This is a genomic window from Prosthecobacter sp. (genome assembly GCF_044222345.1).
In the GTDB taxonomy this organism is placed as follows: Bacteria; Verrucomicrobiota; Verrucomicrobiia; order Verrucomicrobiales; family Verrucomicrobiaceae; genus Prosthecobacter.
The window spans coordinates 18,136-32,827 of record NZ_JBGANL010000001.1 but is presented as its reverse complement, the minus strand read 5'-3'; the positions used below and the strand labels follow the sequence as shown (position 1 = coordinate 32,827).

Here is a 14,692-nt window from a genome sequence, read left to right as displayed (position 1 = left end):
CGATGGCCCGGATTGAATTGAAATACTTCATGCCAGAATCTCCTTCACAAGGTTGCCATACACATCCGTGAGCCGGAAATCACGACCCAGATGCCGCCACGTCAGCTGCTCATGATCGAGCCCCAGCTGGTTCAAAATCGTGGCATGCAGATCATGCAGATGAACCTTCCCAGAAACGGGTCGGAAGCCAAAGTCATCGGTCTCACCGAAGGTGAAGCCGGGCCTTATGCCGCCGCCGGCCATCCATGTGCAGAAGCTTTCCGGCTGGTGCTCACGACCATGTTTCTCAATGGGCGAAGTCCCGCTGAGATCCTGGCTCCAGGACGTGCGGCCAAACTCGCCGCTCCAGACGACGAGCGTGTCCTCCAGCAGGCCGCGTGATTTCAGATCTTTGATCAGCGCGGCGCAGGGCTGGTCGCTGGCGGCACAGCTTTTCGGGAGAGCATTGCGGATGTCACCATGATGATCCCAGCCCCCCATGGTGACCTGCACAAAGCGCACGCCAGCCTCGCTCATCTTGCGCGCCAGCAGGCAGGCACGGGCGTTTTTGTCGGTGTCTTTGCCACCGATGCCGTAGAGCTTCTTTGTCGCCTCGGACTCGTTCGAGAGGTCCACGAGTTCGGGTGCCGTCATCTGCATGCGAAAGGCGGTCTCCATGCTCTCGATCATGCCTTCCATGCGGGCGTCGGCTCCAGTCTGGTCGATCAGGCGTTTATTCATGCGCTGTGTGAAATCGATACGCGCACGCTGAGCCTTCGCATCGCCGGAGATGTCGGCGAGGTAGTCAATGGGAGATTGTTTGTCGCTGGAGGGAATGACGACCTTGGTGCCCTGATGCGCTGCGGGCAAAAACGACGAGCCATAGAGCCGCGTGTCGCTGTCCGGATGAATCGAAATGAAGCTCGGCAGGTTTTGATTCTCAGCGCCGAGGCCGTAGCTGATCCATGAGCCCATGGAGGGACGCACATCCGCAGTGACTCCAGTGTGAAACTGCAGCGCGGCGGGCTGATGCTGGTTGTTGTCCGCATGCACCGCACGCAGCAGGCAGATCTCATCTGCGATGTTCGCAGTATGTGGCAGCAGCTCAGAGATCATCATGCCGGATTGTCCGCGCGGCTTGACTTCGCCATGCGTGGCAAGCGCTAGAAACTTGTCCGTGCCTACACGAAGTTCGTTGGTGTTGACCGGTGCCGTGATCTTCTGGCCATGCATGCGCTTGATGTAATCCTTCGGATCAAACAAATCCGGCTGCGACGGCCCGCCCGACATGAACAGGAAGATCACGCGTTTCGCCTTCGCCGGGAAGCGTGGTGATTTCAACGCCAGCGGACTCTGTGCGCCCTGAACCAGCTCATGCAAAGCGAGCGCACCAAAACCGGTGGCCGTGCGCTGGAGCCAGGAGCGGCGGGAGATGTTGTTCAAGTTCATAAGCGGATCATAAATTCATTCGATGCCAGCAGCGCGTGGCTCAGTTCGATCCACGCTGTTTCGGCGGGCAGGGATTCGAGAAAATTCGCGGCATCCTCGCGTTCGGCGCTGGTAATCGGGCGGCTGAGGATGCGCAGCCAGAGGGCTTCGAGGCGCGCGCCAGTGTTGGCTTCCGTCTCAGCAAGTCGCCTGGCCACTTCGGTGGCACGGGCGCGCACTGTGTCGCTGTTGAGAAGGAAGAGCGCCTGCGTCGGCACGGCGGTCTCGGCACGTTTGCCGGCGATCTGCGCCGGTTGCGTGAAGTCGAACACATCCCGCAGCTTCGCGGAACCGGGTTGCGTGGCCGTGCGAATGACAGGGAGATAAATCGTGCGCTCAAAGTCCTGAATGGGGCGCATCTTCTTGAAGGAAAAGGCAGGTGGATTCACCGCCTTCGGACTGATGCTGGACACGTTTTCAGGAAACTCCAGAGGCAGGGCGGGACCACCGCTCGAAGGCGTGAGCTTGCCGCTGATGGCGAGCATGGAATCACGAATCGCCTCGGCATCGAGACGTTGGCGGTTCATGCGCCAGAGCAGGCGGTTGTCAGGGTCTCTTGCCTCAGCCGTGAGATTGTGTGCACTGCTCATGCGGTAGGCACGACTGAGTACAACTTCGCGAATGAGCTGTTTCTGCGACCAGCCGTTTTGCATGAACCGGCTCGCGAGATAATCCAGCAACTCGGGATGCGACGGCGTCTCGCCGCGTGCACCAAAGTAATCCACACTGCGCACAAGCCCCTCACCAAAGAGCTTCTGCCAGATGCGGTTCACCGTGACTCGTGCGGTGAGCGGATTGCGCGCATCGGCAATCCAGTCGGCGAGCTGCACTCTGCCGCTTTGGCCGGCAGGAATTGGCGGAAATTCGGCCCACGATGCGACGCGCAGTGCACCCCGCTTCACCAGATCACCCAGCGCATACGGATTCCCGCGAATGGTAATGCGCATGTCAGCAGGCTTTTCACCGTCATGCACGGCAAAGGCTTTCGGCGCGACAGGGGCAAAGAACTTCGCGTGCTCGATCTGGCCATTGAGAGACTTGATGCGTGCAGCGAGTTCATCACGCTTCTTTTCGAGGTCAGGCTTCGCCTCCTTCCTGGCGCTGACGATCTGTGGCTCCAGTGCTGCCGTTTCTTTGCCCAGGTTGTCACGCTCAGCTTCCCACTGGCGAATCCTGGCTTCGTTCGCGGCGAGCAACAGGTCTCGTTCAGCCTTTTGTTTCGCCATCTCAGGCAGTTCGGTTTTGTGAACGCTGCTCCAGACGCCGTTGTCAGTCTTATACGTGGCCTCAGTGCTGCGGAACATGCCGGCGATGGCGTAGTAGTCGGTCTGTGCGATGGGATCAAACTTGTGATCATGACAGCGCACACAGCCGAGCGTCAGGCCGAGAAATGCGGTGCCAATTTTGCTGACCTGCTGATCAACGAGATCGTGCTCCATCTTGAGCTTGTCCACGGCAACGATTTCGACGTCGCCCAAAACGAGAAAGCCAGTGGCGGTGATGTTTGCGGCACGCTCCTGAGGAGATGAGGCAGGCAGGAGATCTCCGGCGATTTGTTCCCGAATGAAGCGGTCGAAGGGTTTGTCCGAATTGAAAGCGTCGATGACGTAGTCGCGATAGCGCCAGGCATGCTCCGCAAAGACATTGTTTGAGGTGCCGATCTGATCTGCGTATCCAACGAGATCAAGCCAGTGCCGAGCCCAGCGTTCACCGAAGGCCATGGATTGCAGCAGGCGGTCCACAGCGGCGGCACGGGATGCGGGAGACGCATCAAAACGGGCCAGATCCTCAGGCTTCGGTGGCAGGCCTGTGAGATCCAATGAGACTCGGCGGAGCCAGGTGTAAGCGTCCGCATCTGGCGCGGGGGAAAGGCCGTTGGCCTCGAGTTTGGCCAGAATGAAGCGATCCACAGGGGCCGACGGCCAGTCCGCCTTTGTCACGGCGGGAGCTTGCTCATCACGCACAGGCCGGAAGGCCCAAAATTTCTTTCCCGCCTCGATGTCAATCACACGCGCAGCTTTTGTGGCGGTTTGTTTGACCCTTGAATCGGGCGCACCCATGGCCACCCATTGCTCAAAGATCTCGATCTCACTTGCGGAGAGTTTGCCCTTCGGCGGCATCTCCATTTCGGGATCGGCGTAGCGCACCGCAGTGATGAGATGACTTTTGGCCACCTCCCCCGGCATGATGGCAGGCCCGCTGTCGCCACCGGTCTGCCAGCCTGATTTCAAATCGAGCGCCAGCCCGCCCTTGATCTTTTTTTCATGCGAGTGGCATTCGTAGCAGCGGCTTTGCAGCAACGGCAGCACCTTCGATTCAAAAAAGGCCATGCCATCTCCCGCCCGCGCCGGAGCCAGTGCGAGCATGACGATGCCAAGACTCTGGAAAAAGCGGTTCATGGGAAAAGCGGCAGCCATTCACGCCAGCCGAGGATGTGCTCACGCATCAGACGCTCGCAAGTGGACGGGTTCTGCGAACGAAAGCTCTCAATGATCGACTGATGCGCATCCACAGTTTCCTTGAGAGTCTCCTTGGTCTGAAGCTGGTGGCTGCGGTGCAACCGGCCCAGCCACAGCTCCAGCTCGCCGCGCAGGGAACGCCAGAGCTTGAGCAAACGTGCATTGCCAGAGGCTTCGAGAATGATCTGATGAAACTCAAGGTCCAGCAGTGTCACCTCCTGCACGGACCGGGCGCGCCGGGTGGTGGTCAGATTTTTTTCGAGCTTTGAAATGTCAGCCTTGAGAGCCTGAGCCGCCAGACGGGAAGCGAGGGGCTCCAGCGCAAGCCGCAGCACATACAGCTCCTCGAAATCCTGCGGCGTCAGTGCTTTCACGAACGCTCGCCCCGTGGAGCTAAACTCGACCAGGCCTTCGCGCTCAAGCGCAAACAAGGCCTCACGCACCGGAACCCGGCTGACGCCCAGACGTTTCGCCACGGCAGATTCAGCCAGCAGCGCACCCGGCGCGGAAGTGCCGTTCAGAATTTCCGTCCGCAGCAAAGAAGCGGCAGAATCGGAGCGAAAAGCGGGATTTGGGGCGAGGTTCATTCGGTATACCGTTTCAATACGGCCCGAACGATTCCTTCTTTCTTATGTGATGATTTTCTTTGCCGCGCTGCCTTTCACATATCAGCGATCACCAACCTTCCGGACCGCTTGACGGCAGGTCAGGACATCACTTCGCGTTCTTCGCGATGAATTCAATGATCGGCGTCGAGTCGTCCAGCCCATGCGGATGGTGCCCCACACCTGGCTTGCGAATCAGCGTAATGCTGCCGCCAAGCGCATTGTAGCGTGTTTCAATCAAGCCGGTGTTTTCATCCCACGGCACCACATCGTCCGCATCGCCAAAAACGTGCAGGAGGGGCACATGGTTCTGGGCCAGAGGAGCGAGATTGTCCACGGGATTGCCTTTGTAGGCGAGTGCTTCGCCCTCGTTTTTAAAGCCCCAGAGCTTAGGCACCAAAGCCCAGTTCTTCGGATCACCCTTGCCTTTGCCCTTGCCGCCGGGCCAGCTTTTGAAGTCACACACCGGCGCGTCGGCATAGATGCAGGATACCTTGGAGGGATTCGCAATGGCCCAGTTGTAACAATACAAACCGCCACGGCTAAGTCCGACGAGGGAGGGCTTGGCGCTCAGTCCATAATGCGTGGTGAGCTCGGCGTAGCACTGGTTCCACAGCTTCACGGCATCAGGGCAGCCGAGCATGTCATTGATCTTCATGTACACGATGTGAAATCCTTTGCCGAGCAACGCGATGTCCGGCGCGGGCTTGTGACCGAAGAACTCGCCATGCCAGACCCACGGGCGGCCAGCAGCGGCGGCTTTCGGCGCGATGATGGTCACGGATTTGCCCGCGATGGTGAGTTCGTGTTTCGCGTAGCCGTTCCATTCACCAGTTTGATTGGGGAAAACGATTTCCTTCGCGTTGGCCAGCTTGCGAGCTTCGGCGTCGAGTTCGGCGGCTTTCACCTTGGCTTCCTCCATCGGCAGGCCGGGCGCATTGCCAGGACGCTTGTGCCCCACGTAGCTCAGCCAGGCTGGACGCAAGATGGCGTGCTTCTTTTTGACGAGCGCCAGGATCGCAGCGCCATTGGGATGATCGGGCGTGCCGTCCGGTTTCACCTTGAGACCCCAGGCATCCAGCACGGCGCGGGCCATCAGCAGATGACCTTCCGGCCCTGGATGCACGCCGTCTTTGGAAAAGGTGAACTCAGGATCCGTCTTCCGCTTTTCAGCAATGGCGGCGTTCATCGGGCCGTGAATGTCCAGCACCTCCCAGCCTTTCTGGCGCATGTCGAGCAGCCAGTTAGAATAGAAGTCGAGCACCTCATTGTAGCCTTGGTAAAACAGGCCCGGCTTCACCTGGTCGCCAGCAACCACGCGCTGCTTGATCGGCACGGGATCAAACACGGGCGGCGTGAGATGCACAATGCGCGCTCCTGTGGCGGTGACCTTTTCATGCAGCTTCTTCATGCCATCTTGGAACGCCTTGGTCCTCACCGCGCCGAGCGGCAGGTAAATGCCGTCGTTCATGCCGTAGCAGGCAAAGACAAGCTCCGGCTTGGTCTTTTCCAGCGCACGGTCAAGACGCTCGTGCAGATCCGGACGCGGAAACTTGCCACCGGCATGGCCGTCTTCGCTCAAACCGCTCACCGTTTCGCTGCTGAGGCCGAGCGGAATGATCTCCTTCGTCACTTCCGGATGCTGCGCGATCAGTGCGGCATCAATGAACTCAATGTAGCCCCCTCCCTGCGTGATGCTGTCGCCCAGAAAGACGATGTGCTGTTCTTTGGGAAGTTCCGCAGCCAGTGCGGTGATGGTAAGGAGGAGGGAGAGGATGAGATAACGCATGAGAGAATGATGTTAGACGCCGACGATTTCGCGCAACGGCACGCCGCTGTCTGTGACAATGCGCGGGCGCTGCAACGCGTCCATGAATTCGTGATTTGGATGAATGCCCAGCAGGTGGAAAATAGTCGCGGCAAGGTCCGGCGGACGCACAGGTCGATCCGAGGGGAAACCGCCAGTCTTGTCACTCGCGCCGATGATTTGACCACCGGCGATGCCCGCACCAGCCATGGCGACGGAGAATACATTGCCCCAGTGATCGCGCCCTCCGCTTTTGTTGATGATGGGCGAGCGGCCAAACTCGCCCATGACGACGACGAGTGTCTCATCCAGCAAACCACGCGAATGCAGATCTTGAATGAGCGTGGAGTAAGCGATGTCAAACTGCGGACACAACACCTCGCGCACACGCGGACCGTTGCGCTGATGCGTGTCCCACAGCGGGCTGCCTTCTTTGTCATCGCCAGGCTCGCGCGGCCAGTTCACCTGCACCAGCCGCACTCCGGCCTCCACCAGACGACGCGCCAGCAGCACGCTCTGGCCGAATTTATGTCTGCCGTAGCGATCCCGCATCGCCACCGGCTCGCGCTCGATTTCCAGCGCGGCACGACTGGCCTCTGAGTGGATCAAATCAAAAGCGCGATGCTGCATCGCATCAGCCTCCTCCATCAGCGGATTTGCCAGCGAGCGGCGAAATTGCACGTCCAGCTGCCGCAGCAGGCTGCCACGCTCGGAAAAACGCAAATCCGTCATGCCATCAGTCAAACTCATGCCTTCGATGCGCAGACGCTCGGCGCTGGGATTGCACTTGATAAGCTGCGGATGCCACGGTGCCCCCATGAAGCCGCCGTTCTGACCGGGCCACACGACGTTGCCGTTGTTTTCGAGACGTTCCGGCAAAACCACCGACGAAAGCGGTGATCGCCCGCTCGGCTTCAACGCACCGACAACGGACGCGATGCTCGGCCAGTCATTCGCGCTCGGCGGCACGCTCTCAGCTTTCGACGCCGGCGCATAGCCCGTGAGCATGAAGCAGCCGCTGGTCGAATGCGCGTTGATGCCCGTGGTCATCGATCTGATCACCGCGAGGTGCTGCATCAGCTTCGCCGTGCGCGGCAGCGTCTCGGAGAAATGAATCCCCGCCACCGAGGTTGGGATGGATTTGAAATCACCGCGAATCTCCAGCGGTGCATCCGGCTTCGGATCAAACGTCTCATGCTGCGGCGGCCCGCCGCTGAGAAACAGAATGATGCAGCTCTTCGCCCGGCCAAATGACGCGTCCTTGCTGGGAGTCCTCGCATTCAACATGGATGGCAGCGACAGCCCCAAACAACCCAGCCCACCGACGCGCAGCCATTCGCGGCGATTGACAGCAGTGGTTGAAAGATGTTGCTGCATGGACGTCATCAACTACGCCCAGACAAAGGGGCTCTATCACACCCGGTGCAGCTTGTACGGATACACCTGATCCGCGTTCCACTGGCAGCCGTACAAATCCCCTGCGTCATCGACACACACGTCATGCACATTGCGGAAGACGGGCTGGTCTTGCAGCAGGAGGCCGGCCTGATCCCCTTCATACTTTGGCTGCTGGCCGCCCGGAGCAGAGATGACGCGGTTGTTCTTGTCGAGAATGATGATGAACCCGCGCTCCCGCCACATGCGGTAGTCATTGGGCTTCATGCCAAAGCACACGCCCGAAAGCAGCAGATCTCCCGCAATGACCGGCCGGCTCATGAAGGCACCGGGCAGATACACGGAATGCGAATAAGTGCCGTCGAGCTGATACCAGTGAAACTCATTTCGAATGCGCTCTGTGCACAGCACCAGCGGCACAGGGCCGCGGGTGTCGATCGTGACGCCATGCGCCTGCATGAATTTTCCCGCATTCATCGCCTGGGTGCTGTTGCCGCCGAATTTACGGATGAATTGCCCCGTGGCGTCAAACTGCAGGATAAACTGGGAGCCGTAGCCATCAGCCACATAGATGTCGCCGTTCGGGCCCGCCACGGCCTCAGTGGGGGCGTACTTCGTCACGGCGTCATACGCGCCGCAGTCCTTGGCGTGCGGCAGTTCCAGCACGATCTCGCCAGTGAGCGTGGTTTTCAGCACACGCCCACCACCCGGATCGCACAGCAGCAGGTATTCTTTGCCGTCCCGCACGTCCAGACTCAAACCGTGGCCGCCGCGCAGCTTCAGCGTCCAGGCATCGAGCACCTTGCCCTCCTTGTCGAAGATCAGGATGTTGTTCTTCGCTTCGTCCGTGATCATGATCAGCCGTTTCTGCGCATCCATGATCATTTCATGGCAGTTCTTGACCGGATGCACCTCCCTCTTTGCCTTGCACCACTCCAGATCGACCCGATACCGATGCTCCCCATGCCCGATGACGGCTCCCTGAAGCGAAGTCTTGCTCTGCGCCCGCACAAAAGGGGCGGCAAATGCACTGGCAGCGGTCGTGGCGATGAAATGGCGGCGGTTCATAGAGCAGTGAAAACAGTGCATTCCCCCCATGCCTTTCGGGAAGCAGTCTTTACGGCGCGGAAATCCGGCTCCGAAACGCCGGCAGCCGGAGCTTCCACCGCATCGCGGCAAGGCGCAGCACCAGAATCACGACCATGGCAATGTAGCGATGGCTTTCAGAGGCCGGCAGCCACATCCGTAACAGCACAAACACCTGAGCACCGGCGAAAACGGTTGTGGCATATAGATTCACATCGGACTGAAAAACGTGCGGCACTTCACCACGCAGCACATCACGCAGAATGCCTCCGGCCACGGCGGTGACGATGCCCAGCAGGATCGCCACGATGGCCGGCACCCCAAACAACAGCGCTTTTTCGGTTCCAGCGATACCAAACAGCGCCAGTCCAAATGCATCCGCGACTGCCAGTGTTCGATGCGGAGGATGAACGAAGCGCACCAGCACAAAGGTCACCACGGCCGCAATGAGCGCCGCCCACACATGATGCGGTTGTTCGATCCAGAAGACAGGCTGGGCACCGAGGCACAAATCACGGATTGTTCCGCCGCCCACCGCCGTCACTAGCGCCAGGACCAGCACCCCGAACAAATCCATTCGTTTTCCTTCCGCCGCCAGCACACCTGAGATGGCAAACACAGCGACGGCTAAGTATTCGATCCAGGATGGCATCACTTGGCAGTCGGTTCAGGCTTCTCTGCCCGGGGTGGCTCAGGCCTCCATTCCGCCTTGGGCTGAATGCCCAGATGCTGGTAGATCATGGGCACAAGTGCGGTTTGGGGAGTCTCTTCATTCAGCAGTTTCTTTTTCGGCAGATCGGCGCCGTGTGCGGCAAGCCAGATCTTGCGCTCCTCGTCACTGTCACCGCCATGCTTGTTGCCACGACCACCGTGATCCGTCGTGACGAGCACCAGCCAGTTCTCTTCGGTAAATTTCGGCCGCGCACGCATGGCACGCAGCAGCTCGCCGATGTGTGAATCCACATGGCTGATGGCATTCAAATAAAGAGTGCTGTCCGGTGAAAAGCTCGCGCGCGAATCAACCGCCCCATGCCCAAATTCATCCACCTGGCCGAAATAGACAAACATCACGTCAGGATTGCTTCCCCGCAGCGTTTTGAGCGCCGCGTCGCGCACCTCCATGTCCTTTTCGGGATTGTCCACAAAGTGATGTGCAGCATCCGGCACGCAGGTGAACTTCACATCCAGAAACTCCGCACCGTTGATGCGTGAACCATCCGCGATGAAATCATGAATCGGCGGCCAGTCGGCAAACGACGCACAGAAGGCCTGCGGCTGCACCTCTTTGATGTGCCTCATGAAGTGAGAGTAGCTTTGAAAGCGCCCGCCTATGAAGCGGTTGTCCTTCACGCCATGCCGGTCAATCCACACACCGGTGAGCAGGCTGCTCCAGCCAGGCCCGCTGATGGTAGGCTGGTGGGTAGGGGTGCCCAGCTCCCCACCCGCATAGAATTTTCGAGTGAACAGCCCGGGCTCGCTTTCACACAGCATCTTCAACTGCGGCGCCAGACCACGCTCCATGGCGGCAGTCAGCGCATCAGCCCGGCAGCCATCAACACCGATGAACAGCACCCGTCTGCCTGAGAAATCGCTCCCCTTTCCAGGCCCATGCGCGAAAAGCTGGCAGGCAGAGCCAAGGAAAAACAAAAGGAGGGCGGCGGCAGGTTTCAAGGTGGATGTCATAGTTCAGTGCTTCATGTAATGTTCAATCCCGTTGAGCAGCATCTGCACGGCCACCATGACGAGGAGCATTCCCATCAGACGCTCAACCGCCATCGAACCTTTCTCTTTAAGCACACGGGCAATCGCCGGCGCACAAAGCAGGACGGCAGCTGTGACACCCCAGGCGATCAACAGGGCGGCAAACCAGCGCCAAAGATGCTCCGGCTGCGTGCTGACAAGCACCAGCAGCGTCGCCAGCACGGATGGCCCCGCGATCATCGGCGTGGCCAGCGGCACAATGAACGGCTCGCTGATAGACTCGTCGGCATCGCGCCGCGACGGCGGAAAAATCATCTTCAAGGCGATGAGAAAGAGCACGATGCCACCGCTGATGAACAAGGCCTCCTGTTTCAAATGCAGCAGGCTGAGCAGCCAGGGCCCCAGAAAGAGAAAAACGACCAAAATCACCAGCGCAATGACCAGTTCACGCGCGATCACCCGCAGGCGCCGCTCCGGCGGCACTGGGCGCAGACCGGACACAAACGTCGCCACATTCCCCAAGGGGTCCATGATGGTGATCAGCAGCAGCGTGGCGGAAAGCGTGTTCATGACTTCACTCAGCCCGCGTTTCCCCCCGGCGCAACCAACGGTGCACGATCTTCACCCATGCGGGTTCCCAGGTTCCCGTAGCGATGATAATCAAAGCTCACACTCTGCTCCTGCACATACCACAGCAGCTCCACCCGGCCCTCGGCCAGCACCGGCGCATCAGCAATGAACACAGATGCCTCGGCTGCAGCGCGGCGCACAATTTCGGGCACGCGGTCAGCAGCGGCGTAGCGCACGCGGCACACATGCCCGCTGCCAATTGCATCCGCGAGTTCCTCGTCGCTTTCTTCGATGAATTCGATCAGACCCGCCCATTCATGTGTCAGTTTCTCCAGAAGACTCAGTTCGTATGTGTCCAGACCGTGAGGGCTGCTGACGATCGTTCTGGCCCCCGTCACTCTCGCAGCCGCCACCCGAGTAAAGATTTCAAAAAAGCTGTCTTCCCGGCTCACCCGCACATGCACCACACGCAGCGGCAGATAACGCCGGACATTGTCCTGCCCGATCAGGCGGAAGTAGTCATGCTCCCGACCAAACTCAGCGTTCCACCATTGGTCGCAGCTCTCCATGGCTTTCAGAGTTCGCCAATACTGTTCTTCTGGTACACCGCAGGACTCATTCACAATGTTCAAAGCCAGGCGCTCCAGCGCAGGATTGTTCAAAGGCTGATCGCCCGGCCGCGCAGGTGTTTCCACAAACCTCATGAACTGCGCCACGTAGTTCGGCCCGCCGGCTTTGAGGCCGGGCCCAAAAGCGCTTTTGCCCATGCCGCCAAAGGGCTGCCTCAAAACGATCGCACCCGTGGTGCCGCGGTTGATGTAGAGATTGCCCGCACGGATGCCCGCCTTCCATTCCGCCTGCTCGCGGTCATCCAGACTTTCCAGCCCGCTGGTCAGGCCGTATCCTGTTTGATTCACCAACGCGATGGCCTCATGCAGCTTCTCGAAGCGCATCACCCCGAGCACGGGGCCGAAGAACTCCGTCATATGCGTATAGCTGCCCGGCTGCACGCCCCATTTAATTCCTGGAGACCAGAGGCCGTCGTTGCCTTCGAGCTTGCACGGCATCAGCGCCCAGGATTCACCTTCTTCCAGCGTGAGCAGGGCATTCGCCAGGTCTCCCGTCGGCGGCCTGATCAGCGGCCCAATCTTCGTCGGCAGCTCCCAGGCGGAACCGACAATGAGACTCCGTGCCGCCTCGATGAACGTGCGTTTGAACTCGGCATCATCGTAGACCTCGGCCTCCAGCAGCAGCAGGGATGTGGCCGAACATTTTTGACCCGCGTGACTGAAGGCCGAGTGCAGCACATTTTTAATGGCGAGATCACGGTCCGCCATGGCCGTGACGATGGTCGCGTTCTTCCCGCCGGTCTCGGCACTCAAGGGCAGCGCTGGCTTGGCCCGCAGCATGGCCAGCGCGGTTTCCGTGCCGCCGGTCAAGATGACCGCATTCACCAGCGGATGCTGCACCAGCTGCGCCCCTTCTTCGCCACCAGAACACGGCACGAACTGCAGTGCCTTCTTCGACACGCCGCCTCGCCAGAAGCACTGGCACAGCTCCCATGCAGGCAGCACGGCATCAGAGGCAGGCTTCAGTATCACCGTGTTTCCCGCTGCCAAAGCTGCAGCAATGCCACCGCACGGGATCGCGATCGGAAAATTCCACGGTGACACGACCACCACTACCCCCTTGCCTGACGCGGTGACATTAGGCAGCTCAAAAAACGTGCGCGCACTGCCAGCGTAGAACTCAACGAAATCGACCGCCTCGCTCACTTCAGGATCAGATTCGGCCAGAGTCTTGCCGCAGTTTGCCAGGGCAGCGCCCATCAGATCTGCACGTGCCCGACGCAGCTCGCTTGCGACCTGCCGCATGATGACCTGCCGCTGCTGCGCTGACAAAGCGCGCCAGCCGTCCTCATCCCGCACCGCGCATTCGACAGCCATCTCAATGTCCTGCCGACTGGCTTGCAAATAGCGCCCCACCACAGCACCCGGCCGCGATGGATCAAGGCAATCAGGCGTGCTGCGCGCACCGGTGATCTCGGCACCATCAATCACCGGCGCCACTTCGATACAGCGCTTCTCCCACGCGGTCACAATGTCCCGCGCCCACTCCGCATGATGTGGCAATGACCAGTCAGTGTCGGGCTCGTTGACAAAAGCATCAGCCGATCTGGCAGCCTGCCTCAAATCCCGCCGGTCCTGCGTGCGGCGCGGTGCAGCACTCAGTGAGCCAAGGCGCGTGAACGCAGCACGAAAACCCTGCTCCAGCTGCCGCCATTGCTCACTGTCCGGAACCAGCTTGAAAGTGTGGCGCAGGAAGTTCTCCGGCCCGGTGTTTTCATCGAGCCTCCGGATGAGATAGCCTATGGCGCTGAGGAAGTGCTCCTTGTGACATACGGGCGCGTAGAGCAGCAGATGCGGAGCTTCCTCAAACAGCGCACGTCGCTGGTGATTGGCCATGCCTTCGAGCATCTCAAACTGCACCCGCTCCATCGCCTGATTGTCCCGCGCAAGCGTGAGCGCGTAGGCGACATCGAACAAGTTATGCGAAGCGACACCGAGCTTCACCGCAGCCAGATTCTCCGGACGGAAGCCCTCGTGCAGCATGCGCTTGTAGTTCGCGTCCGTGTCGGCCTTCGTTTCAAAGAGCGCCTGCGGCCAGCCTTTGACGGCTGCTTCAAAGCGCTCCATCTCCATGTTGGCCCCCTTCACAATGCGCATGGTGATGTCTGCGCCACCTTTGGCGACTCGTTCCCGCGCCCATGCATGCAGCCGCTGCTGCCAGAGGAAAGAGTCGGGAATGTAGGCTTGCAGCACGATTCCTGCGCTCACCTGCTCAAGTCCGCGCCGCTCCAGCGTTCGCATGAAAACTTCGCAGGTAAGGCTGAGGTCGCGATACTCCTCCATGTCCAGATAGATGAACTTCGGTACCTGCGTGCCGTCACTGCGCGTGAAGGTGGCGCGTGCCGCACTGCGGTAGAGTCTCTCCAGCCGGTCGCTCAATACCGCTATCGTATGCTCGCGCGCCATCGGCGACATCTGCGAGTAGAGCGTGGAGATTTTCACCGAGAACACTTCCGTTTCCGGGTGTTGCAGCGCTTCGAGATACAGCGAGATCCTGCGCTCCGCCTCCGCCTCGCTGAGGATCGCCTCGCCGAGGAAGTTTACGTTCATGCGCATGCCCTGTTCGGTGCGCTGGCGCAGATGCTCCGCCAGCACCTCCGGCTCCGCAGGCAGGATAACGTTGGCCGTCTCATGCTGCATGTGCTCCTTCACCATCGGCACTGAGACGCCCGGCAGCCAGCCGCCGAAGGTCTGAAACCCACGCAACATCGCCCGGTCCAGCGGGCTGAAGAAGCGCGGCACGCCCTGCACATCCAAAATGTGCGTGAACTGGTCCGCCACACGTGCGGCTGATCTGGGGCGAAACGCCTGGTCCGTGAGCTGCACCAGCGTGGCTTTGTCTGAAGGTGTCTGCAGCATGCGGTCCAGTTCTGCCTGCTGGCGTCTCTCGGCAGGCGTTTGCAGCTCGGTGGCGCGCAGTTGCAGCCTTCGGGCAAGATCAACCGCAGCATCAATGAGTTCCGCGTTCATGAC

10 protein-coding genes are annotated in these 14,692 nt (G+C 59.9%); all 10 read right to left on the bottom strand.

Annotated elements, in window-relative coordinates:
• Positions 1-27: 27 nt before the first annotated feature.
• Positions 28-1,428, bottom strand: coding sequence for a DUF1501 domain-containing protein (locus tag ACILSL_RS00140; protein WP_395729957.1), 1,401 nt, complete (start codon positions 1,426-1,428; stop codon positions 28-30).
• Positions 1,425-3,866: a PSD1 and planctomycete cytochrome C domain-containing protein gene (locus ACILSL_RS00135; RefSeq protein ID WP_395729956.1), complete on the bottom strand. Its 2,442-nt coding sequence runs from the start codon at positions 3,864-3,866 to the stop codon at positions 1,425-1,427. The genes ACILSL_RS00140 and ACILSL_RS00135 overlap by 4 nt, the downstream gene beginning before the upstream one ends.
• Entirely contained in the window at positions 3,863-4,513 is a 651-nt protein-coding gene (locus tag ACILSL_RS00130; protein WP_395729955.1) for a GntR family transcriptional regulator, read from the bottom strand. The genes ACILSL_RS00135 and ACILSL_RS00130 overlap by 4 nt, the downstream gene beginning before the upstream one ends.
• Positions 4,514-4,640: 127 nt before the next feature.
• Entirely contained in the window at positions 4,641-6,320 is a 1,680-nt protein-coding gene (locus ACILSL_RS00125) for a GDSL-type esterase/lipase family protein (protein ID WP_395729954.1), read from the bottom strand.
• Positions 6,321-6,332: 12 nt separating this feature from the next.
• Entirely contained in the window at positions 6,333-7,715 is a 1,383-nt protein-coding gene (locus ACILSL_RS00120; RefSeq protein ID WP_395729953.1) for a DUF1501 domain-containing protein, read from the bottom strand.
• 36 nt (positions 7,716-7,751) lie between these two features.
• Positions 7,752-8,801 (bottom strand): 6-bladed beta-propeller, encoded by a 1,050-nt coding sequence (locus ACILSL_RS00115; protein ID WP_395729952.1) that lies wholly within the window; start codon positions 8,799-8,801, stop codon positions 7,752-7,754.
• A 49-nt stretch (positions 8,802-8,850) separates the two neighbouring features.
• A complete protein-coding gene (locus ACILSL_RS00110) occupies positions 8,851-9,471 on the bottom strand; it encodes a trimeric intracellular cation channel family protein (protein WP_395729951.1) in 621 nt (206 codons plus the stop codon).
• Positions 9,471-10,502: an alkaline phosphatase family protein gene (locus ACILSL_RS00105; protein ID WP_395729950.1), complete on the bottom strand. Its 1,032-nt coding sequence runs from the start codon at positions 10,500-10,502 to the stop codon at positions 9,471-9,473. Before ACILSL_RS00105 ends, ACILSL_RS00110 begins: the two co-directional genes overlap by 1 nt.
• A 3-nt stretch (positions 10,503-10,505) precedes the next feature.
• The gene (locus tag ACILSL_RS00100) at positions 10,506-11,090 is read right to left on the bottom strand and encodes a MarC family protein (RefSeq protein WP_395729949.1); all 585 of its coding nucleotides are present in this window, start codon (positions 11,088-11,090) and stop codon (positions 10,506-10,508) included.
• An 8-nt stretch (positions 11,091-11,098) separates the two neighbouring features.
• Positions 11,099-14,689 carry a proline dehydrogenase family protein gene (locus ACILSL_RS00095; RefSeq protein WP_395729948.1) on the bottom strand — a complete coding sequence of 1,197 codons (3,591 nt, stop codon included), beginning with the start codon at positions 14,687-14,689 and terminating at the stop codon, positions 11,099-11,101.
• Between the last annotated feature and the right edge of the window lie 3 nt (positions 14,690-14,692).